Origin of the sequence: Pseudomonas arcuscaelestis (assembly GCF_016881005.1) — a bacterium.
Taxonomy (GTDB): domain Bacteria; phylum Pseudomonadota; class Gammaproteobacteria; order Pseudomonadales; family Pseudomonadaceae; genus Aquipseudomonas; species Aquipseudomonas arcuscaelestis.
In genome coordinates this window covers 1-23,610 of sequence record NZ_JACOPV010000028.1, presented here as the reverse complement: position 1 = coordinate 23,610, position 23,610 = coordinate 1, and the positions used below count along the sequence as shown (strand labels likewise).

General features: G+C 60.8%; 24 protein-coding genes. 7 read left to right on the top strand and 17 right to left on the bottom strand.

Annotation, left to right across the window (positions count from 1 at the left end):
- Positions 1–22: 22 nt before the first annotated feature.
- The 6 genes from H8F21_RS28410 to H8F21_RS28385 form a co-directional block, all read right to left on the bottom strand.
- Positions 23–1,300, bottom strand: a complete 1,278-nt coding sequence (locus H8F21_RS28410; RefSeq protein WP_203585759.1) for a flavohemoglobin expression-modulating QEGLA motif protein — start codon at positions 1,298–1,300, stop codon at positions 23–25.
- A gap of 81 nt (positions 1,301–1,381) precedes the next feature.
- A complete protein-coding gene (locus tag H8F21_RS28405; protein WP_203585758.1) occupies positions 1,382–1,858 on the bottom strand; it encodes a nuclear transport factor 2 family protein in 477 nt (158 codons plus the stop codon).
- A gap of 85 nt (positions 1,859–1,943) precedes the next feature.
- Complete coding sequence (locus H8F21_RS28400) at positions 1,944–4,007, bottom strand: pyridoxamine 5'-phosphate oxidase family protein (protein ID WP_203585757.1); 2,064 nt, start codon at positions 4,005–4,007, stop codon at positions 1,944–1,946.
- Between the two features lie 52 nt (positions 4,008–4,059).
- Positions 4,060–4,689, bottom strand: a complete 630-nt coding sequence (locus H8F21_RS28395) for a glutathione S-transferase family protein (protein ID WP_203476508.1) — start codon at positions 4,687–4,689, stop codon at positions 4,060–4,062.
- A 162-nt stretch (positions 4,690–4,851) separates the two neighbouring features.
- The gene (locus H8F21_RS28390; protein WP_203585756.1) at positions 4,852–5,754 is read right to left on the bottom strand and encodes a LysR family transcriptional regulator; all 903 of its coding nucleotides are present in this window, start codon (positions 5,752–5,754) and stop codon (positions 4,852–4,854) included.
- Positions 5,755–5,757: 3 nt separating this feature from the next.
- Positions 5,758–6,654 (bottom strand): LysR family transcriptional regulator, encoded by an 897-nt coding sequence (locus H8F21_RS28385; RefSeq protein WP_203585755.1) that lies wholly within the window; start codon positions 6,652–6,654, stop codon positions 5,758–5,760.
- 420 nt (positions 6,655–7,074) lie between these two features.
- Here H8F21_RS28385 and H8F21_RS28380 point away from each other — a divergent pair, with 420 nt between their 5' ends.
- Complete coding sequence (locus H8F21_RS28380) at positions 7,075–7,938, top strand: sensor domain-containing diguanylate cyclase (protein ID WP_203585754.1); 864 nt, start codon at positions 7,075–7,077, stop codon at positions 7,936–7,938.
- Between the two features lie 22 nt (positions 7,939–7,960).
- Here H8F21_RS28380 and H8F21_RS28375 read toward each other — a convergent pair whose 3' ends face one another.
- The 3 genes from H8F21_RS28375 to H8F21_RS28365 all read right to left on the bottom strand — a co-directional run bounded on the left by H8F21_RS28375 (position 7,961) and on the right by H8F21_RS28365 (position 9,521).
- The gene (locus H8F21_RS28375) at positions 7,961–8,398 is read right to left on the bottom strand and encodes an NUDIX hydrolase (RefSeq protein ID WP_203476927.1); all 438 of its coding nucleotides are present in this window, start codon (positions 8,396–8,398) and stop codon (positions 7,961–7,963) included.
- 45 nt (positions 8,399–8,443) lie between these two features.
- The gene (locus H8F21_RS28370; RefSeq protein WP_203585753.1) at positions 8,444–8,833 is read right to left on the bottom strand and encodes a hypothetical protein; all 390 of its coding nucleotides are present in this window, start codon (positions 8,831–8,833) and stop codon (positions 8,444–8,446) included.
- A 133-nt stretch (positions 8,834–8,966) separates the two neighbouring features.
- Positions 8,967–9,521 carry a UPF0149 family protein gene (locus H8F21_RS28365; protein WP_203585752.1) on the bottom strand — a complete coding sequence of 185 codons (555 nt, stop codon included), beginning with the start codon at positions 9,519–9,521 and terminating at the stop codon, positions 8,967–8,969.
- A 215-nt stretch (positions 9,522–9,736) separates the two neighbouring features.
- On the opposite strand from H8F21_RS28365, the gene H8F21_RS28360 reads away from it, so the two are divergent.
- From H8F21_RS28360 to H8F21_RS28345, 4 genes are all read left to right on the top strand, one after another.
- Positions 9,737–9,961 (top strand): MbtH family protein, encoded by a 225-nt coding sequence (locus H8F21_RS28360; protein WP_136475460.1) that lies wholly within the window; start codon positions 9,737–9,739, stop codon positions 9,959–9,961.
- Between the two features lie 3 nt (positions 9,962–9,964).
- The gene (locus tag H8F21_RS28355; RefSeq protein WP_203476495.1) at positions 9,965–10,684 is read left to right on the top strand and encodes a thioesterase II family protein; all 720 of its coding nucleotides are present in this window, start codon (positions 9,965–9,967) and stop codon (positions 10,682–10,684) included.
- Between the two features lie 82 nt (positions 10,685–10,766).
- Positions 10,767–11,318 (top strand): hydrolase, encoded by a 552-nt coding sequence (locus H8F21_RS28350; protein WP_203476494.1) that lies wholly within the window; start codon positions 10,767–10,769, stop codon positions 11,316–11,318.
- A 68-nt stretch (positions 11,319–11,386) separates the two neighbouring features.
- The gene (locus H8F21_RS28345; RefSeq protein WP_203585751.1) at positions 11,387–12,466 is read left to right on the top strand and encodes a DUF1615 domain-containing protein; all 1,080 of its coding nucleotides are present in this window, start codon (positions 11,387–11,389) and stop codon (positions 12,464–12,466) included.
- 44 nt (positions 12,467–12,510) lie between these two features.
- Here the strand turns inward: H8F21_RS28345 and H8F21_RS28340 are convergent, their stop codons facing one another.
- Genes H8F21_RS28340 through H8F21_RS28305 form a run of 8 tightly spaced genes read right to left on the bottom strand, consistent with a single transcriptional unit; the run spans position 12,511 to position 18,629 of the window.
- Positions 12,511–13,428, bottom strand: a complete 918-nt coding sequence (locus H8F21_RS28340; protein ID WP_203476490.1) for a metal ABC transporter solute-binding protein, Zn/Mn family — start codon at positions 13,426–13,428, stop codon at positions 12,511–12,513.
- On the bottom strand, positions 13,425–14,324 hold the full coding sequence (locus H8F21_RS28335) for a metal ABC transporter permease (RefSeq protein WP_136475465.1): 900 nt from the start codon (positions 14,322–14,324) through the stop codon (positions 13,425–13,427). The genes H8F21_RS28340 and H8F21_RS28335 overlap by 4 nt, the downstream gene beginning before the upstream one ends.
- Positions 14,324–15,073 carry a metal ABC transporter ATP-binding protein gene (locus tag H8F21_RS28330; protein ID WP_203476485.1) on the bottom strand — a complete coding sequence of 250 codons (750 nt, stop codon included), beginning with the start codon at positions 15,071–15,073 and terminating at the stop codon, positions 14,324–14,326. The genes H8F21_RS28335 and H8F21_RS28330 overlap by 1 nt, the downstream gene beginning before the upstream one ends.
- On the bottom strand, positions 15,070–15,990 hold the full coding sequence (locus tag H8F21_RS28325) for a metal ABC transporter substrate-binding protein (RefSeq protein ID WP_203543672.1): 921 nt from the start codon (positions 15,988–15,990) through the stop codon (positions 15,070–15,072). The genes H8F21_RS28330 and H8F21_RS28325 overlap by 4 nt, the downstream gene beginning before the upstream one ends.
- A gap of 14 nt (positions 15,991–16,004) precedes the next feature.
- Positions 16,005–16,574, bottom strand: coding sequence for a DUF6162 family protein (locus tag H8F21_RS28320; protein ID WP_203476477.1), 570 nt, complete (start codon positions 16,572–16,574; stop codon positions 16,005–16,007).
- A complete protein-coding gene (locus H8F21_RS28315; protein ID WP_136475469.1) occupies positions 16,571–16,894 on the bottom strand; it encodes a hypothetical protein in 324 nt (107 codons plus the stop codon). Before H8F21_RS28315 ends, H8F21_RS28320 begins: the two co-directional genes overlap by 4 nt.
- Complete coding sequence (locus H8F21_RS28310; protein ID WP_203585750.1) at positions 16,891–17,427, bottom strand: thiamine pyrophosphate-binding protein; 537 nt, start codon at positions 17,425–17,427, stop codon at positions 16,891–16,893. Before H8F21_RS28310 ends, H8F21_RS28315 begins: the two co-directional genes overlap by 4 nt.
- Positions 17,424–18,629, bottom strand: coding sequence for a PepSY-associated TM helix domain-containing protein (locus H8F21_RS28305; RefSeq protein ID WP_203476475.1), 1,206 nt, complete (start codon positions 18,627–18,629; stop codon positions 17,424–17,426). The genes H8F21_RS28310 and H8F21_RS28305 overlap by 4 nt, the downstream gene beginning before the upstream one ends.
- A 224-nt stretch (positions 18,630–18,853) precedes the next feature.
- Here H8F21_RS28305 and H8F21_RS28300 point away from each other — a divergent pair, with 224 nt between their 5' ends.
- A complete protein-coding gene (locus H8F21_RS28300; RefSeq protein WP_203585749.1) occupies positions 18,854–22,243 on the top strand; it encodes a non-ribosomal peptide synthetase in 3,390 nt (1,129 codons plus the stop codon).
- Positions 22,236–23,610: condensation domain-containing protein (locus H8F21_RS28295; RefSeq protein WP_236043260.1), on the top strand; the 1,375-nt coding region annotated here is incomplete at its 3' end. The genes H8F21_RS28300 and H8F21_RS28295, both read left to right, overlap by 8 nt.

Genomic DNA, 23,610 nt, shown 5'->3' with positions numbered 1-23,610 from the left:
CGACGCTGCTACGTCGGCGGCGTCAAAGGGATCGGCTATCGACCTCCTGCTCATCCTCAAAGGCCATGAACAATTGCAGGTCGAGCACATCTAGTTTGATCCGGGCGATGAACGCGGAAAATGCCAGGTTAGCGGCGAGCCGGCGCAAGTCGCTGGCCCAGGCCGGAACGTAGGTAGGACCCACCAGCCAGCCCGACTCGAACAGTGGCGCCAGGTGCAGGGTGTCGCCCAGGGTCAGGCGCCCGGCGAACAAGTGACCTACCAGCTCAGGGCGGTTATCGCGGATCGCTACGCGCAGCAGGGTGTGTACCCCGAGCAATCCGGTGAGGTAGGCGGCATCCTTGGTGAACGCCGATCCCCCTCGCAGATTGGCACCGCGAAAAATGCGCTGGGTTGAGCGAAAGGACTCTTCCTGCGACTGCCCAGCCTTGAGGAAGCCTTCAAACACCTGGATGAAGTCAGCGCCATCGAGGGCTTGTTGCACCGCGAGCACGCGCAAGGCGAGACGCCGCAAGCGGTTGATGTCCATGCTGCCGGTCAGCAACTCGGCCAGCGTGGCGATGCCTTCTTGGGTCTGGGTAGTGCGTGGTGCTCCCAGCCCCAGGCACTTGAGTCGGGATTGGCGCGCACCATTTTGCGCGGTAGCGACATGCACGAAGGCTTCGTGCTGCAGCAGCTGCTGCTTGTCCAGTTCGGTAAACAAAGCGCTGGTACGCAAGCGAATGCGGCTGGTGCCGGCAATGGCCTTGGCTGCCAGGTGGGGGTCAAGCTTGATTGAAACCTGGCCAGCGCCAAAAAAGCCGTCCAGTTCCGGCTGTAGCCAGGCTGCGAACGCATCGGCGGGGATGTCAGCGGGACTTGGGGGAATGTAATCGCCACCGAGCAGGGCATCGGTGGTTTTCAGAAAGAAGTGGGCGGCGTCGAGCATGCTCAACTTTTGCCTGGGGTAGTAGAAGTCCGGGCGGCGGTACAGCGCTGAGGAGAACTGGGTGAACGCGGGGGTGCCAATGGCGCCCAACATGCGCCCGGCAGTGGCATAGCTGTGCGCGGTACGCGCAAGAAAACGGCCTGCCGGATGCGCTTGATCGCAGTGCTCGACAAAGCTGTCCAACGCCGCCACTTCGGCACTGTGGTCACGCGAGCTCAACTCGACCTTGGGCAATTGCGCTTTGCCGCTGCGCCACTGGGCAAGAAAAACCTCCTCGACACCCTCCGGCCACGCCAGCGCGTCGAGCACGCGGATCTTGCGGGTCAACGCGGGCAGCGCGGCATCGAGTTCAGAAAGCGACGGGGCACTCATGGCATTCACCTGGAGACGAAGAACCTTCGCACCAGCGTAGCCCTTGCCTGAGCTAATGGCGCGCAGCAGGTCAAGCCAAGCTTACAAACCTAATTGTGAAAGACCTGGGTGATCATCCGGGCGACGGCCTAATGGCCAACGGAATTTACGCTCGGACGCTTGGATGGGCAGGTCATTGATGCAGGCGAAGCGATGGGCCATCAGGCCGTTTTCGGCAAATTCCCAGTTCTCGTTGCCGTAGGAGCGAAACCAATTTCCGGAGTCATCGTGCCATTCGTAGGCATAGCGCACGGCGATGCGGTTATCGGTAAATGCCCACAATTCCTTGATCAGGCGGTACTCGAGTTCCTTGTTCCATTTGCGTTGCAAAAACGCCTGCGCTTCAGCGCGGCTGCTTGCGAACTCCGCACGGTTGCGCCATTGCGTATCCGGTGTATAGGCCAAGGCCACTTTCGCGGGGTCACGACTGTTCCAACCGTCTTCGGCGAGGCGGACTTTCAATATCGCTGACTCCTGGGTAAAGGGTGGAACGGGCTGACGAATCTCGGTGCTGGACATGGCGATGACTCCTGGTTGAATAAAGGCGAGTGATATTGCCGAGTGTTCAGTAGCGCAGCATCGCTGGGTACTAATAGTTAATTCACTAAAGCTCGAGGACCAAGGGCTGGACACTGCCTTCTTGCGGTTGCGCCGGTATGGCGCAGCAAATCAGCACGGTATCGTTTGCCGGCAGTTGTGCCGGTGGATTCGGATAGTGGACGTTGCCGCTGACAAGGCGCGTCTTGCAGGTTCCACACGAACCGCCACGGCAACTGTAGTCGGGGTTCAAACCGCGACTTTCGGCCAGCTCCAGCAGGCTGCCGGCGCCTGGTGTCCATCGCACCTCTGTTTTGGAGGCAGAGAAGTAAACCGGTACAGGCGCACTGGCCGCGGGCAGTTGTGGGGGCGGGGCAGGTTGCTCGGATGCTGAGCGCTGCAAGGTCGAGGGCCCGAACGCTTCGGCATGGATGCGCTCGTCGTTGATGTTCAACCCGCGCAGGCCGTCGTACATGTTCTGCAGGAAACTGCTGGGGCCGCACAGGTAAAAATCATAGTCATCCAACGGCAGTCGCGCTTTTACCTGGGCAAAATCGAGTCGGCCAGGGATGTCGTAGTCGCGGCCCAAAACGGTTTCAGCACTTGGGCTGCTCAGTACACGGTGGATGTGCAGTCGCTCGGTGTCGCGTTGCTGCAATTGCCAGAGCTCTGCCTGAAATGGCAGGTCTGCAAGTGTTCTGGCGCTTTGGAATAGATGGATATCGCGTTGCCGTTGGTGCTGGATATTCTCCGTGGCCAACGCCTTGAACATCGACAGCAGGGGCGTGATGCCAACGCCGGCGCCGATCAGCACCACAGGTCGTGCGCTCTCTTCGGCCAGGGTGAAGCTGCCCAGCGGCGGGCGAACATCGACCCGATCACCAACCTGCACATGGTTGTGCAGATGATGCGAAGCCGGCCCCTGTGCCTTGACGCTGATGCGGATGTGCCCGTCGCAGGGGGCGCTGGAGATGCTGTAGGTCCTGATCAACGCTGCTTGATCAGGATTAGTCTGGATGCGCACCGGGAGGTGTTGTCCGGGAGTGAAGGTTATCGTAGCGTCGTCCAGTGGCCGGAGAACGAAGGAGCGAATGTCCTTGCTCTCTTGTTGCACCTTGAGCACTTGCCACTGATGCCATTGGCGCCGCTGTTCGATCTGCTGCAGATGCGCGTCTGCTTCAGCCCAGGTGCCGGTGGCCAGGCTGGTTGGCGCAAAGTCGTTGAACGCCCAGCGCAGTGACACGGCAGCCGGACGCAGCACCACCTGCTCGACGTCGAAGGTCCACAAACGCTCGGCGCCTTCGAATGCCTGAATCACTGGGCTTTCCAGAATCAGCCCCGTGCGACCGGTCAGTTGCAGCATGTCGCCACTGCTGAAATCGATGAACAGCAGCCCGGCGACCGGGTTGGCCTGCAGGTTGCCCAGTGTATTGAAGAATAGATTTCCGGCGTAGTCGGGAATGGTCAGCCGGTTGCCTTCAACTTTGACAAAACCTGTGCGGCCGCCGCGGTGCGATACGTCAACCGAGCGACTGTGTGAGTCATGGTCAAAATAGCTGGCGATAAAGAACGTGTCTGCGCTACGAATAAGCTCGCGGGTTTCGGCATTCAAGGTGGTGAAGTCCTGGCGCTGTGCCGGGCTTGCAACCTGCACCCGTGACCGTTGATACGACCTGGCTTGTATGTACTTTGGGCAGTTGCCATAAGCGTGCTCGACCGCAATCGCCAAGCCGTTCGCAGTCACCTGCTCGATTACGCCGTTGATGCGGTTGCGCCGACGCGTGTGCAACTCGATACCGAGCAAGCCGACGGCTTGGCCCGGTTGCAGGCCTGCAGTTGCAGGGTCCTGGTCGTCTGGCTGTACGGCCACAAGCAACTGCTGTGGGTCGGGAGAGGTAACGAAGCCTTCCGTGCCCTCGAGCAGGGTGGCCCACGGTCGTTGCTGGGTATCGACCGCGCCGACAATCATAAAGGGCAGTTGTTGGTAAAACTGTCGATGCTGGTCGGGCATGTAGTTGCGGATGACTTTCTGCCCGAGCACTTCCATGCGCTCGCAGACGCCGTAGATTTCCTGGAGCGCTTTCTCCCCGGCATGCCAAGGAGAGCGACGGTGCTTTGGAAGATGATCCATGAAACGCGCTCCTCTAGAGAGCTGCCAGGTAAGACGGCAGCGTGTTGCCGACTTAGTGAGTCTGCAGGCCTATGACAGTCCGCTGCATGGGCACGAAACCGGGCAGCGCCTCGACCCTTTGTAGCCAGGCACGGACATTGGCGTAGGGCTCGAGCGACACGTTGCCTTCCGGGGCGTGGGCGATGTACGAATAGTTGGCCACATCAGCGATGGTCGCTGTAGCACCGGCCAGAAATGCGGTTGTGGCAAGCTCTTTGTCCATCACCTTGAGCAGAGTGTGGGCGCGGGCAATCACCTCTTCGGCGTTCAACGGGGCAGCAAACACGGTAATCAGGCGCGCTGCTGCAGGACCGTAGGCTACTTGGCCGGCCGCTACCGAGAGCCAGCGCTGAACACGCGCCGCAGCAAGTGGCTCATCACTCAGCCATGCACCATCGCCATACTTTTTCGCCAGGTAGACGAGGATGGCATTGGAGTCGCTCAGAAGGGTGCCGTTGTCATCGATGACCGGTATCTGGCCAAAGGCATTGATTGCCAGGAAGGCTGCTTGCTTGTGCTCGCCGTTGGCCAGGTCGACAAACACCCGCTCGATGGGCAGTTGCAACAACGAAAGCATGAGTTCGACGCGATGGGCGTGGCCCGAAAGCGGGTGGTGGTAGAGCTTGATGGCTGGCTGTGACATGGGATGGCTCCGAAGCGGATCAGGAAAAGTCAGTGCAGCGCCACGCCTGGGAGCGGCGCTTGCGCTGGTTGGGCTATCCTGCACCTGCTTGCGGTTGTGCAGAATCACCATGCAGGGCAATGCATAATTTCGTTTTGCAAAAGAATCCGAGGGCGCGCCGATCTAGCCGATCAGGGCGGGATGCGCGCGCAGCCTTGGCGTCGCAAAGTCGATGAAGGTGCGTACTCGAGCCTCGGCGCGGCGCCCATCGCGGTAGATTAACTGCACAGGCAAGCTGTGGTTGGCGAAGCTGCCCAGTACCGGTACGAGTAGACCGCTCTGCAGTTCATGGTGCGCCTCATAGCTCATGCACAGGATCAGGCCCTGGCCCAGGGTGGCGGCATGGATGGCCGCTCGCTGGGTGGTGCAGGTAAGCGCGGGAGGAGGTTTGATCAGGCGCGTGGTGCTGTCGCCGCGAAAGCGCCACTCGTTTTGCTGGCCGCAGGCTGTGGTCAACACACTGCGGTGTGTCTTGAGGTCCTCGGGTGTTTGCGGTCGGCCCCACGTTGCCAAGTAGCTGGGCGAGCCGCAGACAATCGGTCGCACCTGGCCAACGGGCATGGCGAAACCCGATGAGTTCGGCAGGTTGCCAACCACCAGGGCGATATCAATGCCGTCTTCAAGCAGCTTTGGTGCTTCCTCGCTGGCGCGAGTAACCAGTTGCACATCGGTATAGGTCGTCAGGTATTCAACCGCGATGGGCATCAAGATCTGCTGATCCATCAGCATCGGCAGCGATAGGGTCAATCTTCCGCTTGGGCGTGCGTGGATGCCGGCCGCAGAATGTTCGGCAGCGATAATCTGTTCAAGGATCTGCCGACAGCTGGCGGAAAATTGTTCGCCCGCCGGGCTCAGGCTGACGCCGCGCGGCCCGCGCACGAACAGGGTGTTGTTCAAGCGCGCTTCCAGCGCGCCGATGGTACGCACGATGGTTGCGGTCGAAAGATCCAGTTGCCGCGCTGCTGCAGCCAGGCTTCCCGCCCGGGCGACAGCCTCAAAGACCTGCATCTGCCGATAGCGGCTCATGTGCTAGGCCATCCCGACCCGCTGCAGTGCCGGGTCTTGGCGTAGGCGCTCGGCGCAAAAGTCGACAAAAGTGCGTACTTTTGCAGGTACCCGTCCTGAGCCTTGATAGAGCACGTGCACAGGTAAAGCCGCCGCCTCGTAGGCACCGAGTATGATCTCCAGATCGCCCTTGGCGACCTGTTCGGCTACCTGATACGACAGCACGCGGGTAAGCCCCCAGCCCAGGCGGGCGGCGTTGATTGCTGCTTGGTTGGAACTCACCAGCAGCCGCGGCTTGGGGTGCAAGGTGAGGGTGCTGGCGTCCAGATTGAACTGCCAGCCGGTCAGCAGGTTGCTGGCGGAGGACATCACGATGGGCGCCGCCATTACCTCCCTGGGATGCTGTGGTCGACCAAAACGCTCTAGAAAGGCCGGGGCGGCGCAAATGACTGGACGTATTTGTCCAACCTTGATCGCCTGCAGGCCGGTATCGGCCAATTGCCCGATTCGGATGGCCACGTCTACGCCTTCGTCGACCATGTTCACCAGGCGATCGACCAACAAGGCATTGATGGCTACCTGCGGGTGAGCTGACAAGTACTCGGTAATCAGCGCGATCATGTAAAGCTCGCCGAACATCACCGGCGCCGTCACGGTCAGGTTGCCTCGCGCGCGAATGCTGCTGCCGGTGGCCAACTCTTCGGCCTCATCCAGGTCGAGCAGAATGCGCTTGCAGTCCTCCACGTAACGCTTGCCTGCTTCGGTGAGGCGCAGGCTGCGGGTACTGCGTGCCAACAGCAGCGTTCCCAGGCGTTTTTCCAGGCCGGCAATCACCCGGGTCACGCTGGGCGGCGACATGCCCATCAGCTTGGCGCCACCGGCAAAGCTTTGCGCCTCGGCAACGGCCAGCAGTACTTTCATCTCCTGAAACCTGTCCACATTCACCGCCCAGCGTCGAGACTTGCCTAGAGAGTTGCAAAGCATGGGACATGGACAAGGCGTCGCGCAACATTGGCCTGTCGTGCTGGCTTACTGCATTGCGCGTGAGCGCTACGGAACAGGAGTCGATTAATGCAAGGACAAGATGCAGAGCTGAAGTCCTGAGAGGTCTTCGAGACAATCCGTCTTTGATCAACTGTAGGTGGAGCGGGCGGCGGGCAGTGTCGACAACGTCGAGGCACGGGCGATGATGATCATTCCATGCCGACAGGCATGTGGCCGAGGCGCTAAAAGGCAGTGGCGGCGCCGCGCCAGGGATTGCACGTCGGTCGTCGACGAGTAAATGCAACGGCAATAGGGATCGGGCTATGATCAGGGAATGTGAACTGGATTTCCTGACCTATGGCCGTTGACCTCCAAGCGCTGTACCCCAAACTGATCCACTTGATGCTGGACACGGTTTTCGTGGTCGACAGGGACAACCAGATTGTCTTTGTCAGCGACGCCTGTATGGCGCTGCTGGGGTACCGTGCCGATGAACTGGTCGGCACCTTGATCACCGACTACATGCACCCTGATGATCTGGCGATCACCCGGGCCTCGATTGTTCGGGTGATGAACGGCCAATCCCACGTCGACTTTCGCAACCGGTATGTACGCAAGGATGGCGGTGTGGTGCACATTCTTTGGGCGGCCTCCTGGTCGGAGGAAGTCGGCGCGCGGATCGGTGTCGCGCGCGATGTCTCGGCCTTGCGGCAAGCTGAAGAGGAACTGCATTTCCTTGCCCATCACGACCCGTTGACCAAACTGACCAATCGCTCATTGTTCAACGATCGCCTGCAAGCGGCCCTGCGCACGGCTTTTCGCCACGAGAGCACCTTGGCCTTGCTGTTTCTTGATCTGAATGATTTCAAGGGTATAAACGATGCCTACGGGCATGCGATGGGTGATCGGGTACTGAGCGTGATCGCACGGCGCCTGGAAGGCTGCGTGCGTGAAACCGACACCGTGGCGCGGATGGGCGGTGATGAGTTTACCGTGTTGCTGACTGACATCCACTCGCCACATGCTGTTACCGAGAAGGTCGAACAGATTCTTTTGGTCTTGGCCGAACCCTTGGGTGCTGAGTTCGGCGCGCTGCAAATGCCGTCCTGCAGCATCGGCGTGGCCTGCTACCCCGCCGATGGTCAAGATGCCGATACGCTGCTCAGCTATGCGGATGACGACATGTACCGCATTAAAAAACGCAGGTCTGCCACGGGCTAACGGCTGGCGGTCAACGGGCAAGTCAATCCAGAGCCGATGGTGTACTGGCTGACTCGGGCAAGATGCGCTTCAGGTGCAACAACGCACGTTGAAAAACCGGATGACAATCAGCAAACGGCAAGTTGTCCAGTGGCGCCCAGAAAAAGCTGAACGTATGGCCATGATCATCAAGGGTGTCGTGGGTCCATAGCGACGGCAACGTTTCTTGCGTTTCACACCGTTGAAATGACCATATCTGACCTTGGTGCTCGGCATCCCAGCAGCCCAGGTCGCTGACAACCTTGGCCGAGACGATTCCGGATTCTTCTTTCAACTCGCGCAGCGCGGCCTGGGCGATTGTTTCACCGTTCTCTATTGTCCCTTTGACCAACTGCACACCTGCGAGTGGGTGATGAAAGAGCAGAATGCTGGGTCGCGCAGAACTACAGAGTATGAGGGGGCAGGCCTTGTTAGGTGTCATGCCGGTAGCCAACGTAATACCGCAGTGGGATCAACATGCCTGCCTTCAATCCTCACCTTCAATCTGCGGGTTGTAGTATTTGCTTTGGTCTGGGGTGAAGGTGACGACCATGCCGGTGCGACTGCAATTGAGGGTCAGTTCGACGCTGGTGTCGATTTGCAGGTCTTCGCCGCGCAGGCCTTGCCATTGGGCCAGGTATTTGAGGGAGCCGAATTTTTCCCGCTTTTTCAGGGTTCGTTCGACGCCGCCTTTCCATCCCAGTACCGGCAGTTCACCGGCCAGGCATTTTTGCGCCATGTCGGGATGTTTGAGGGCGCGCTCGCGGCCGATTTCCCAGCAACGGATCAGGCCGTTGTCCGGGCCTTGCCAGGTTTCGCTCCAGGTGAGGCTGGGGCGCGGCGCGAGGTGGATCGGGCGGTGGACGATGCTGCTCATTTAGCCTCCCTGGCTGGTTATTCTTGTAGGACAAAACGTTGCAGAGGGCGGTGATGCTACTAATTGGCCACTATCGGTGTCCAGCTTTTAAGCAGGAGCCGGCAACGCCCGGCCCCTCAAAACTGTAGTGCAATCAGCGTTGACTTACCCAGTAGTCATGCAAGGTCCGCGCTGCCGGTTCGATTGCCGCTACGCGCTGACGGTGCAGAACAACATCCAGATCGACCGGCAATTCATAGTTGTCCTGCTCGGCGCAGTCGCTAATTTTCTGCAATTGGGTTGCCAGGCCTTGCGGCAATTGCGGCCAGTTGCTGACGGCTACGCAGCGCACGTAGCCAAAGCACCACTCTTCCGCCAGGGTCAAAGGTTGGCCGCTGTGTTCGGTCTGGTCGAAGCGCGCCTTGAATGCTTGCGAGTCATTGCTTAAGCGGTTGGCCAGGGTATTGAGGTGACGCACGCACAGGTCGATGAACTGTCGGCACTCTTCAGGCGTTTCCCACTGAGGGGGCTGGCCGCCCCAGATGGCTGGGAACCAATCGCCAATATCGACTTGTGCAGGGCCGGAAACCAGTGCGGTGCAGAACCCGTCGAGTTCGGACATGTTGAGCACTGAGTGGTCGTCGCCGTACTTGAGCAGGGTGTCGTCGATGAACTCGACCTCGCTGGCGGTAAGGGGATGGATTTGCATTGAACGATTCCTTGGCGAGGTGAGCTTGAAAAAGGGCGGGAGGATGGCGCTTTACAGCGTATTTATCCAGTCCTGCACTCGCGCACCATGTTACCCCCGCGCGCGCAGCAGGTGGTTGCCAAGGCGCTACTAATTTCCTGCCTGCTTCATTCGTTCTCTTGGTAGCCACCGTTCGCCAGCTGCGCGGCGGGCCCATTCAATTCAGGAGACAGGCAATGACATCTGTATTCGACCGCGAAGACATCGTGTTCCAGGTAGTGGTCAACCATGAAGAGCAGTACTCGATCTGGCCTGATTACAAAGCAGTACCGACGGGCTGGCGCACTGTCGGCAAGAGTGGTTTGAAGAAAGAATGCCTGGCCTACATCGATGAGGTCTGGACTGATATGCGTCCTTTGAGCCTGCGCCAGAAAATGGCCGAAGCGGCTGCGGCGCAGTAACGGGTGTCCTCACTGAACTTGCTGTGCCTGCCGTATTCGGGTGCCAGTGCCATGGTATACAGCCGCTGGCGGCGCAAGCTGCCAGCCTGGCTGAGTCTGCGTCCGGTGGAGCTGCCGGGGCGCGGTGCGCGCATGGGCGAGCCGGTGCAGACTGACATGCAGGCGTTGGCTCGCCAGTTGGCCGATGAACAGCGCCTGGTTGCCAGTCAGCCCTACGCCTTGCTTGGCCACAGCCTTGGCGCCTTGCTGGCATTTGAGCTGGCGCATGAGCTGCAGGCTTTGGGCTGCCGAGCGCCGGTGGCGTTGTTTGCCTGTGGCACGGCGGCGCCGACCCGGCGCGAAGACTACGACGGCGGCAATTGGCGCGAAGCGAAAACCGATGATGAGCTGATCGCTGAGCTGCGCAAGCTAAAGGGCACGCCCGAGGAGGTACTGGCCAATCAGGAATTGATGAGCCTGACTTTGCCGGTGCTGCGTGGCGATTTTCTCCTGTGTGGACGCTATGCCTACCGCCAGCGCCCACCGCTGCATTGCCCGCTGTATGTGCTGGGCGGGGAAGATGATCGCGCCAGTGAGGAGCAATTGCTGGCCTGGCGTCGAGAAACACTGGGGGACTTCTCCCTGGAAACCTTCCCGGGTGGCCACTTCTTCATTCATGAACATGAAGAGCGGGTGCTGGGCGTGCTCAGTGCCGCGCTGGCGCCGCATCGGCTATCGGCCTAGTCCTGCATTAGCGAGCGCTGCATTGACGTAATGCCTGCGTCTGGGCGAGCCTTGTGGCTTAACCATGACGCAGGTGCAAGGAATGTTGATCAAGGCGAATCAGGCCAGCTTGCTGGTGATCGATGTGCAGGAAAAACTCATAGGTGCGGTCAGCGATCCGGCCGGTACCCTGGCCCGCACGCGCTGGCTGATGGCGGCGACAGCTGAGCTTGGGTTGCCCACGGTGATCTCCGAGCAGTATCCCAAGGGCCTCGGCGCAACCGTCGCGGTGCTCAAAGAGGCATCGCCCGATGCCCAAGTGGTCGAGAAACTGCATTTCTCCTGTGTGGCGGCTGAATGCTTGCCGGCATCGTTGCTCGCGCGCGAACAGGTCATTGTCTGCGGCATGGAAACCCATATCTGCGTGCTGCAAACCGTGCTCGGGCTGAGAGCCATGGGCAAGCAAGTGTTCGTGGTCGAAGATGCCTGTGACAGCCGTAGCAGTGCCAGCAAGGCTGCCGGTATTGCCCGCATGCGCGATGCCGGGGCGCAGATCGTCACGCGTGAGATGGTCGTGTTCGAGTTGATGGAAAGCTCTGCGCATCCACAGTTCCGACATATCAGTAAAACCTACATGGTCGGCGAACAGCCCTGAACCCGCATTGCAGTCAGGCGCCGCCCTCGTTACTGTGCTGCTGTTGCCGCAAGAGGCGAGGGCAGTGCATGCACGTTAGAAGTCTGGTTTTTGCTGTTACCGCGTTGTTGACGGTGCAGGGCTGCGTTACCCAGCGCGAAGAATCCGAGTCGGATCCGGCCAAGGTGCGGGCGCAGATTCTGCGTTTGCTGCCCGCCGCCACCAAAGACCGTGAAGGTTGGGCCAGGGATATCCAGACCGCCTTCGCCACGCAGAAAATCAGCGCCAGTCGCTCTAATCTTTGCGCCGTACTGGCAGTGACTGAGCAGGAGTCGACGTTTCAGGCCGACCCGCAGGTGCCGGGTCTGGGCCGTATTGCTCGCCAGGAAATAGACCGCCGCGCCGCCAGCCTGCATATCCCGCACATGTTGGTCAATGCTGCACTGCAAACGCGCTCACCCAACGGCAAGACCTACAGTGAGCGACTCAATGCCGTGCGCAGTGAGAAGCAGCTGAGCGCGATTTTTGACGACCTTATTGGCAGTGTGCCCCTGGGCCGAACCTTGCTGGGCGATTTGAACCCGGTGCGCACAGGTGGGCCGATGCAGGTCAGCATTGCCTTTGCCGAGCGCAACGCTCGTGACTATCCCTACAGTCACAACGCAACGATTCGCCAGGAGGTGTTCAGCCGGCGTGGCGGCATGTACTTCGGTATTGCCCATCTGTTGGGCTATCCCAGCCATTACGAACGTCAGCTTTACCGTTTTGCCGACTTCAATGCCGGCTGGTATGCGAGTCGCAATGCGGCGTTCCAGAATGCCCTGAGCCGTGCCAGTGGGGTGAATCTGGCCCTGGACGGTGACCTGATCGCGCCTGGCGCGATTCTGCCGGGCACTACCGAGAAAGCTGCGCGCCGGGTAGGCGAGCAGCTAGGCCTGCGTAATCCGAGTATTCGTGCGCAGCTGGAAAAGGGTGACAGCCTGGACTTCGAAGAAACCCGCTTGTATAGCGGTGTGTATGCGCTGGCGCAAGGCAAGGCAGGCAAGCCGTTGCCACGAGCGCAACTGCCGGGAATCGAGCTGAAGAGTCCGAAAATTACCCGTAAATTGACGACCGCCTGGTTCGCCAACCGGGTAGATGAACGTTATCAGCGTTGTATGAAACGCTGATAACGATTCACCTCGGTAGACGTGGGCTTGCCCCGCGAAAGCGGTTAGGTATTGCTTGGCGCCAATGCGTTTACGACTTGCTCGACACTTGCCTTGAGCCCTACCAGGGTGTCTTGCGGGTCGGTATCGATCACGAGCAACTTGGCACCGGAGGCGCTGATCACGTCGGCTACTTCCTTGCTCGGTTGTTTGTGGTGCAGTACCAGGGCCACATCCTGTTCCTTGAGCTCATCGCCCAGCTTTTTCAGCGCCGCCGCGCTCCATTGGTCATCCACCACGTGTGGATGGTCGATCAGGTCCAGGTTCAAGCCGCTGATCAAGTAGTCCAGACGGTCCGAGAGGTTGATCACGCTGAGGTTGTCAGCATCGGCCAGGCGCGATTCGCTGCCAGCGCTAAGTTCCAGCAACTGACGTTTGAAGCTCGCCAGGTTGGCCTGGATCTTGGTTTGATCATTCGGGCTCAGGCGGCCAAGGTCATGGGCCAGCACATCGGCCATGCGGCCCAGGTTGGTCGGGTTCAGCCACGGGTAAGCGCTGAAGGCATCGTTGCCTTGCACCGCGATGCCCGGCAGGGCACCGTCAACCGGGCGTGCAGCATCTATTTCAATAATGCGGATGTTGCTGCGCCGGGCGATTGGATAGAGAGGGTCGTCACTCCAGATCGAGCGCAGGGCGACAACGGCATCGGCTTGGCCGGCCGCTTTCTGCAGGCTGGCGCCGCCACGGCCGCTGAAGTAGGACGGTTGGCGCGATGCCGGAATGTTTGCAGGCGCAGCGCGCTGCAGCTTGACCGTGGTGCCTTCGAGCAAAGCGCTGGCCAGGGTATGGGTGACAGGCAGCGAGGCAAGGACGCTGACGGCGGCCTGTTGCTGCGCTGCAGCCGGGAGGGGTGCGGCCTGGCTGAGTACGGGCAGGCCAGCCAGGGCCAGGGCCAGGCACAGATGCTTGAGGTCGAAGGTCATGCCGGGTTTCCTTGCAGGCGTGGAACAAGGCCGCGGGCGAGGGCGGCGAGGGCGAAGCAGCAGCCAGCGACGAGAATGATCGCCGCGCCCGAAGGCACCGGCAGGTCAAAGACGATCGGCAGCAGGATGCCGACCAGGGTGCTCAAGGTCGCGATCACGACCGAGGCCCAGAAGAACCCCTTCAGCGATTGGCTGATCAGGCGCGCTGCCGCAGCCGGAATCACCAGCAGGGCACCGACCAGAATAGCGCCGATGACTTTGACCGCCGCTACGGTGACCAGGGTAACCAAAATCACGAACAGGTAATCCAGGCTCTTTACTGCCACACCGCGTACTGCCGCCAACTGCGGGTTGAAGCTGGCCAGCATGATGCGGTTGTACAGCGGCAGGGCCAGCGCCAACACCAGGGTGCCGACGATACCCAGCACCAGCAAGTCCTGACCGTTGACGGTGAGTACCGAGCCGAACAGGACGTTTTCAAGGATGTGCACGTTGATTTTACCGGCCAGCATCAGCAGTAGGCTGGCGCCCAGCGCCAGGGAGACCGAGAGAAATACGCCGATCAAGGTATCGGGTGAAAGCCCGGTACGGTTACGCAAAAAGTTGAGCAGGATGCCGAACAGCAGGCAGTAGCCGAACAAGCTGCCATAGGGGCCGGTATAGGGTTCACCGAGCAGAATGCCGATTGCCACCCCGGTAAGTGCGGCGTGGCCGACAGCTTCCGAGAAGAAGGCGAAACGCTTGACCACCACCAGGGTGCCGAGCCCGCCCAATACCGGGCCGATCATCAGACCGGCGAGCAGGGCGTTGACCACGAAGCCGTAGGCCAGGGCTTCAGGCAGATAGCCAGAGCTGGCCCAGCCCTGGATCAGCAGACGAAATTCTTCGTAGTTCATCAGACGGTGCTCTCGCTGCGCGGGTGGATGGAGAACAGGCTGAGCAGGCGATCGGGGGTCAGCGCCTGCTTGGGCGGTTCATCGAACAGCACGCGGCGGCTCAGGCCGGTGACCTTGTCGGCCAGGCGCGCCACCGCTTGCAGGTCATGCTCGATCCACAGCACGGTCGTGCCGGCGGCGCGCCAGTCCAGCAGCAAGCGTTCAAACACCTGGATCCCGGCTTCGTCCAGCGCAGACATGGGCTCATCCAGTACCAGCAGTTGCGGCGCCGGTATCAGGCCCTGGGCCAGCAAGATGCGCTGGCGCTCGCCACCCGACAGGGCACCCATGCGCCGCTTGCGTTTGTCCCGCATGCCAACGCGCTCAAGCGCCGCATCGATCGCCGGTCCCACCCTGCGCGATAAGCCAAGAAAGGCCGGGCGCCGCTGGCACATCGCAGCCATGAAATCGTCGACAGTCATCGGCAAGCCGCGGTCGAATTCCAGGGCCTGAGGAACATAGCCAATCACTTGGGTATCACCCGGCCAGGTCAACGTCAGTTGGCCCTGGTGCGGCATCTGTCCGAGTAACGTCTTGACCAGCGAGCTCTTGCCGCCGCCATTAGGGCCCACCAGTGCATGCACGCTACCGGCCGCGACCTTGAAGCTGACCTGATCGAGAATCCGCGTACGGCCCAAGGTCAGGTCGATGCCGGCAAACTCGATATCCGGCCCGCAGCGTTGGCGGGTGACGGTTTCGGCAACAGTCATGCCTTGGACTCCTTGATCGCTCGGACCACGGTATCGAGGTTGCGCTTCATCTCGACCTCGTACTTCTCCTTGCTGTAGTCGCCATAGGAGATGTGCGTCAACGGGTAGATCTTCACCCCGGACTCTCGCTGGATGGTCTCGACGTAGGCGGAGGGGAAGTCCATCTCCGAGAAAATAACCTTCACGTCTAGGGCCCTGAGCTGGTCAATGGTCTTCTTCAGTTGGCTCGGACTCGGTTCGATACCGTGCGCCGGCTCGACCACCGCGGTGACTTCCAGGCCGAATTCACGTACCAGGTAGTCATAGGCCGCATGGATGGTGGCGACGCGGAACTCGGCGCCCGGCGCTTCAGTGACTTGCGCCAGGGCATCGGCACGCAGCTTGCGCAGACGCTTGGCATAGGCGCGGGCGTTCTGGCTGTAGTACTTGGCGTTGTCCGGATCGAGCTTGCCCAGTTCACGGGCGATGTTGTTGACCTGGGCAATGCTGGCGCTGATCGACAGGAAGGTATGCGGATTGACTACCTTGCCCGCACCGCGTGCGGCAACACCGGTGGCAGCCAGCAGCGGCACGTTGGTATTGGATTCGATCACGGTAATCTGCGGCTTTTCGCTGGCAGCAATCATGCGATCGGCAAAGTCATCGTGGCCGATGCCGTTGAGGACGACCACATCGAGGCTACCGATGCGCTTGATGTCTTCGGCGCGTGGCTCGTAAGCATGGGGATTGAAGCCCGCAGGAATCAGTGGCACCACTTCGGCCTTGTCACCGACGATGTTGGCAACGTAGCTGTAATAGGGGTGCAGGGTGATGCCGATACGCAGCGGCTTGCCGTTGACCTCGGCCTGCGCCAGGGTAGGCAGGGCCAAGGCGATGAACACCGTGAAAAGACGACGAGCGAGGGCGGAGCGAAACATGGGGCGTCCTTGTGTCAGTGGCGATGCTGGCGAGTGACGCCGGCGTCGTATTGGGCGGCGATCTGCTGCCAGCCGGCGGCAATCAGGGCCGCAGCGCTCAGATCAGGAGGGACGCTGGCATCAGCCTTGCGCTGAAGCCAGACATCGGCAGCGCCGTCATGAGTCGCAGGTATCAGCAACAGGAAGCTGCCGGCTACCATCGGCGACGGGCTCAAGCCCAGGTAGGCCTGTTCGCCGAGTAGTTGCCATTGATGCTCACCACGGCTGGCGCTGCTGGCATCCTGGGTAAACGGCGGGAAGCCTTCGTCGGCCAGCACCTCTATTGCAACCAGATGCTGCTCTTCTTCGCGGCGTAGCTGGATTTCATCGAAAGCGACCCGCAGGTCGGCGTACACACCTTGCTCAGCAGCGTTCAAATCGCGCCGGGCATCGAGTTGATGAGCTTCGATGCTGACTTCGTCATGCTGCTCGCCGCGCAGGGCGACAATACCTGCGGCCACCGCCAGGATGAACAGACTTACCAGCAGCACATACAAGGTTTCGTGCCCGGCGCCGGCCGGGCGTACTACCTGGACCCGGCTCATTGCTCGATATCTGCGTAGTCGATTTCCACCACGTGACCGGGGCCGGCGTCGAACAGTACGTAAAACTCGCCTTCAGGGCGTTTGAAGGTCAGCTTGGAGTTTTCCCCAAGCTTGCCGGGCACCAGGATTTCTTCGTTGTAGCCAATCACATCGAGGGTTACCCCCGGGGCGCCGCTGCCATCGGAAAAGCCGCCGGTGCATTCGATCTGCTCCCCGTCGATCGGCTTGCATTCACACATCGGGTTGTGGGCCAGGGCGGGGCTGGCAACGCCCAGCAACAGCAGGGGCAGGAGCAGCCTGCAAGCGGTGGACTTCATCATTTGCCTCCTTGTTTGGTCAGCCAAGCAACGGTGGCCGGAGATGCCTTGGCCAGCGGGATGGACGCCTGGTGCATGCTGCCGTCCCAGCCTTCGAGGGTGATCCAGATTTCAGCGTCCGGACGGGTCTTGGGCGAAATCGGCAGGCTATTGCCCATGCGATAGGGTGGGCCGAAGAAGATAGTGCCCGCGGCGCGCAAGCTGCGCGGCTTGCCGATTCGCAGGTAGGCAGCCTTGACCTTGTCGATGCAGGTCTTGCACACACTGGCGTTGAAGGTTTTGAAATGGCCTGCGGGGCCGTCGGCCAGGGGGGCTTCATCGCGCAGCTCGGCCAAGCGCATGCTCCAGGGGCCGACCTGAATTTCACCCAGGTCCCGCTCACCCAAGCCGCTGTCGCCGCGAAACAGCGCCGCATCGGCAAAGTACTTGGGCATGAATCCCAGGGGGATCAGCAACAGCAAGATGTTCAGATGAAAACGCCATTTGTGCCAAAAACGGCGCAATGGGCTTTGTGGCACAACTGCTGCCTTGCTCATAGGCTGGCCTCCGTAGCGGTGTCGGTGCTGGCTTTGCTGCCCTTGCGTGGCGCGCGCTCGCTGCGCTTGAGGGCTGCGGCAGTGGCTTGAGCGGTACGTTTGGTCCATATCAGCAGGCCGCTGAGCACCATCATCGACAGCACCAGGCCAAAGAACGCCCAGATCAGCTTGATGGCCAGACCGCCGAAATCACCGGTGTGCAACGGGCGCATCGACTCGGTGACAAATTCCACGGCCGAGCGATCACTGAGCAGAAACTGCGCCTCGATCTTACTGTTGTAGGGGTTGACGTTGACTGTCTGGAACATCAGCGGATACCAGCCGCGACCGCCCAGGTACACGTGGGAATAGGCGTTGCCGGGCAAGGTGACAAAGCTCACATCGAGGCCGGCGATCTGCTCCTTGGCGATTCGCGTGGCGTCATCAAGGCTGATGCGGGGTGCGGGTTCGCCGGTTTCGGTGCGAGGCACATCCTCACGGGCAATCACCGGTACCACGGGCTCGGTGGAGAGGGTGACGTGGTTGTCGGCCAGAATTGCCTGGATCAAAAACCAGGTGCCGGTAATCGAGATCACTGCAATGAACCAGATCGACCAGATGCCGCTCAGGCGATGGAAGTCGCCCCAGAAAATGCGCGCTCCGTGGTTCACGCGCAAGGTGGGCTTGAAGAAGCCTTTCCAGAAGCGTTTATACACAACCAGGCCCGTGACCAAGGAGGCCAGCATCGGCAGGCCAAGCAAGGACACCAGGTACCAGCCCCAGCTGTAGCCGTTGGTAAAGGGCACCAACCACCACCCATGCAGGGCGCGGGTAAAGGCTTCGAAGTTGAAGTCTGGCACCTTGCCCTGCACGGCCCCGGTGTAGGGGTTCACGTACAACGTCGGGGCGCTACCATCGGGGTAGGTGACCGAGGCGTTGAGGGCGAAGTGCGAGCCGTCCGGTTGGCTGAGAAAGCGCACTGCCATGTCCGGCTCGGCCTTGTGCAGCGCGTCGAGCACCTGCTGGAAGCTCAAGGGCTGGGCATCGTCACTCGGCTTGCTGGCGCGCACATCCGGGTTGGCCAGCCAGACGATTTCCTGGCTGACCACTGCCAAGGTGCCGGTAACGCATACGATCAGGACGAAAAACCAGATCGGCAGGGCGAGCCAGCTGTGCACCAGAAACCACAGTCTGGACTTGGATTTTTTCTGTTTTTGGGACATTGCAGGTGTCTTTTCAGAGAAATTGAGGTCGAGCCGATGCTCAGCCTGGGGACTGCATTAGTAAAGACGAACGAGAATCGTAAAACCCGCAGCCCCAGTTGAAAGTAAATGTTTCGGTTGTGCTAAACGATATACCTATTGTCGTTAATTTTCATTCGCGTTCATCCGTTTTTCTTTGACTACCGGGCCTGCAGGCTCGTTGTTCCCCTGGATGGATGAAGTCGATGAACGCCGAAGTTGCCCGCAAGCTTGCCCGCCGATTCATAGAGTTGCCGTTGGAAAAGCGCCGCATCTTTCTCCAGGGGTTGGCGCGCGAGGGGGTCGACTTTGCCCAGTTCCCCATTCCGGCCCAGGTGCCGGTGGCTGAACGCGATGGCTTGTCGTATGCACAACAGCGTATGTGGTTGTTGTGGCAACTTGAGCCTGCCAGCGCCGCCTACAACCTGCCGGGTGCGGTGCGCTTGCGCGGTGCGCTGGACATTGGTGCGCTGGAGCAGGCCTTTACCAGCCTGGTTGAGCGTCACGAAACCTTGCGCAGCGTGTTCATTCAGCAGTCCGATGAGCGACTGGTGTTGGCGCCGATTGCGCAATGGCCGCAGGTGGAGCATCTGGACCTCAGTGCTCTGGCCGACGCTGCCCGCGAGCAGCAGGTGGTCGCACTCACTCAGCAGCGCGCCTCGCAGCCCTTCGACCTGACGCAAGGGCCGTTGATGCGCATCGCCCTGCTCAAGCTCAAGGCCGCCGAGCATGTGTTGCTGCTGACCTTGCACCATATCGTCGCTGACGGCTGGTCGATGAACGTGCTGATCGAAGAGTTCACTCGCTTGTACACGGCGCACCTGGACCCGCAGGTGCCGGTCTTGCCCGCACTGGCTATCCAGTACAGTGACTACGCATTGTGGCAGCGACGCTGGCTGGAGGCGGGCGAGCAGCAGCGCCAATTGGACTACTGGCTCGAGCAATTGGGCGACGATCACCCAGCCCTGGAGCTGCCGCTCGATCATCCGCGTCCGGCGCAGGCCAGCTATCGCGGTCGACGTCACGCGTTTGCGCTTGATCAGACGTTGGTCGAGCAATTACGCAGTTTTGCCCGTCAGCACAACGTCACCCTGTTCATGCTGCTGCTGACTGCTTTCAACGTGCTGTTGCATCGTTACAGCGGTCAACCGACCATCCGTATCGGCTCACCCATCGCAAACCGCAACCGTGCCGAAGTGGAAGGGCTGATTGGCTGCTTTGTGAATACCCAGGTGTTGAGTGCGCATGTCGACGGGCAGCTCAGTGTCGGCAACTTGCTTGACCAGGTGAAAGCACGGGTGCTGGGTGCCCAGGCGCATCAGGACCTTCCCTTCGAGCAACTGGTCGAAGCCCTGAAGCTTGAGCGCGACGCCAGTCGCACAGCGCTTTTCCAGGTTATGTACAACCATCAGCCACACGTGGCGGATGTCGGTGATTATTCGCTGGCATCTGGGTTGGTACTGGAACCGGTGCAATGGCAGGGGCGTACCACGCTGTTCGAGCTGACCCTGGACACCTACGAGCAGGCCGGCGAATTGCGCGCCGCACTGACTTACGCCAGTGACTTGTTCGAAGCGTCGACCATCGACCGTCTCGCCAGCCATTGGCAAGTGATATTGCAGGCAATGGTGCAGAACCCGCAGCAACGCATTGGCGAGCTGCCCATGTGGGTGGGCGATGAGCGCCAGGCCATTGTCCAGCAGTGGAACAAAGCGTTGGTCGACTTCCCGGTGGAGCGCTGTCTGCACCCGATCATCGCCGAGCGTGCCTGTGAACGACCCGATGCGGTGGCTGTAAGCTGCGCCACCCAGCAGTTGACCTACGCCCAGCTCAACGGCCGCGCCAATGCCTTGGCCCATCGCTTGATCGCCCATGGCGTCGGCCCGGATGTGCTGGTCGGGCTGGCGGTGGAGCGCAGCCTGGACATGCTGGTGGGGCTGCTGGCGATTCTCAAGGCTGGCGGGGCTTATGTGCCGCTCGATCCGGCGTATCCAGATGATCGTCTGGCCTACATGATCGCCGACAGCGGCATTGCCCTGTTGCTGACCCAAACCAGCTTGCAGCCACGGATGTCGGTGCCTGCGGGTGTGCCGGTGTTGTTGCTGGAGGATCACGCCGAGGCGCTGCGCGATGACGATCCGCTTACCCGCGTCAGCCCCGACAACCTCGCCTATGTCATTTATACCTCCGGCTCTACCGGCACGCCCAAGGGCACCTTGCTGACCCATCGCAACGTTATGCGTCTGTTTGCCGCCACCGACGACTGGTTTGATTTTGGTCCGCAGGATGTCTGGAGCCTGTTCCACTCCTACGGCTTTGACTTCTCGGTCTGGGAGATTTTCGGTGCGCTGTTGCACGGTGGTCGATTGCTGGTGGTGCCGCACGAAGTCAGCCGTTCGCCGCGTGAGTTCTACCGCCTGCTGTGCGCCGAAGGGGTGACGGTGCTCAACCAGACACCGTCGGCGTTCAAGGCCTTGATGCAAGTGGCCTGCGCCGAACCTGCGCAGCACGCGTTGCGCAAGGTGATCTTCGGTGGCGAAGCGCTGGACGTGAAAAGCCTGCGCCCTTGGTTCGAGCGCTTTGGCGACAATGCGCCGCAACTGGTGAACATGTACGGCATCACCGAAACCACCGTGCACGTGACCTACCGGCCGCTGACGCTGGCTGACCTGGAGCAGGAAGCCAGCAGCCCGATTGGCGAGCCGATCGCCGACCTGTCGTGGTACCTGCTCGATGCCGACCTGAATCCTGTGCCCAAGGGCTGCGTCGGTGAGTTGTACATCGGCCGTGCCGGTTTGGCGCGCGGCTATCTCAATCGCGGAGACCTCAGTGCAAGCCGTTTTGTGCCCGACCCGTTCGGTAACGATGGCGGACGTCTGTATCGCAGCGGCGACCTGGCTCGCTATCAGGCTGACGGGGTGATCGAGTACATCGGCCGCATCGACCATCAATTGAAGATTCGCGGCTTCCGTATCGAATTGGGTGAGATCGAGGCGCGTCTGCTGGCCGATGAGGCGGTGGCCAGTGTGGCCGTGCTGCCGTGGGGGGAGGGCGACGCTGTGCAACTAGTGGCTTACCTCGTGCTTCGCGACACCACGCTACTCGCTGCACCCTGCGAGGTACAGGCGCAATTGCGCGATCAGCTCAAGGCGGCGTTGCGCAGCGCACTGCCGGAGTACATGGTGCCCGCGCACCTGTTACTGCTGGCCGAACTGCCGCTGACCACCAATGGCAAACTGGATCGCAAAGCCCTGCCAGCGCCGGATACCAGTCTCTTGCAGCAGCATTATGTGGCGCCGCAAAGCGACCTTGAACAGCGTCTGGCGCTGATTTGGCAGGACGTCCTGAGCCTTGAGCGCGTTGGCTTGACCGACGACTTTTTTGCCCTCGGCGGGCACTCGCTGCAATTGGTCATGCTGCTTTCGCGCATTCGCGCCGAGCTCGGTGTGGAGTTGAAGATCAGGGCCTTCCACGGCCTACGCAGCCTCGGCGAATTGGCCGCGTTCCTGGAGCAGACCGCTTCGACGCAGGCACAGGAGGACGAACTGGATCAGATCTTCGGCGTGCTGGATGAACTGGAGACGGAAAATGTTTGAGCCAACAGGTCGCACCCAGCAACTGGTCGAACGTATCAAGGGGTTGTCTGCCGACAAGCGTCGGCAGATGTTTGCCAAGCTTCACGAGATGGGTATCGATGTCGCCAAGTTGCCTATCGTCCCCAGCCACCCTGGCGAGCCGGCACCGCTGTCTTATGCTCAGCAGCGCCAGTGGTTTCTTTGGCAACTGGAACCGCACAGCAGTGCGTATCACATTCCCAGCGCCTTGCTGTTGCGCGGCGTGGTGAATGTCGAGCATCTGCGCCAGAGCTTTGCGACCCTGGCCGAGCGGCATGCCTGCCTGCGAACACGCTTCGTCGAAGCAAACGGCCAAGTCAGCCAGCAGGTGGAGGCGGCAGCGCAGGTGGTTATCGAGCAAACCCAGCTGCACGCTGAAGGCGCGCAGCGCGAGGCATTGATGCGTGCCTGTGTGGCCGAGCTGACCGCGCAGCCATTCGACTTGCTTAACGGGCCATTGCTGCGCGTGCGCCTGGTGCGTCTGGCTGATGATGAACACCTGCTGATTGTGGTGCTGCATCACATCGTCACTGATGGCTGGTCGATGAGCCTGATGGTCGAAGAGTTGATGGCCTGCTACGCGGCGTGCGCCCAAGGTCTGGCGCCGACGCCACCAGCATTGCCCATTCAGTACGCCGACTTTGCGGCGTGGCAGTGCCAGTGGATGGAGTCGGGCGAAGGCGAGCGCCAGCTGGGCTACTGGAAAAGCCAGCTGGGTGAGATCCAGGATGTGCTGGAGCTGCCTAGCGACCATCCGCGTCCGCCAACCATGAGCTATCGCGGTGGCCGCCTGTGCATTGCCGTGCCGGGTGCATTGGACAGTGCTTTGCGCCAGTTGGCACATGGGCAGGGGGTCAGCCTGTTCGTGTTGTTGCTGGCCTCGTTCACGGTGCTGCTGCAACGCTACAGCGGCCAGAATGACATCCGCGTCGGTGTGCCCGTGGCCAACCGCAACCGCCTGGAGACCGAACGGCTGATCGGACTGTTCGTCAATACTCAGGTACTGGCGACACAGCTTCGCGGTGATGAAAGCTTTGCTGCCTTGCTGCAACGAATCGGCCAGCAGGTAGGTGATGCGCAGGCCCATCAGGACCTGCCTTTCGAACACTTGGTCGAGGCCTTGGGTGTCGCGCGCAGTCTCAGCCATAACCCTCTGTTCCAAGCCATGCACAACCATCAGGATGGCGTGCGCCAGGCGCAATCAATGAGTTTGTCGGGGCTTAGCGTCGAGGCCCTGGAATGGGATGCCGGCACGGCTCAACTGGACCTGACCCTGGAAACCCAGGATAGCGACCAAGGGCTGACGGCAGCGTTGATCTACGCCAGCGATCTGTTCGAGCACAGCACCA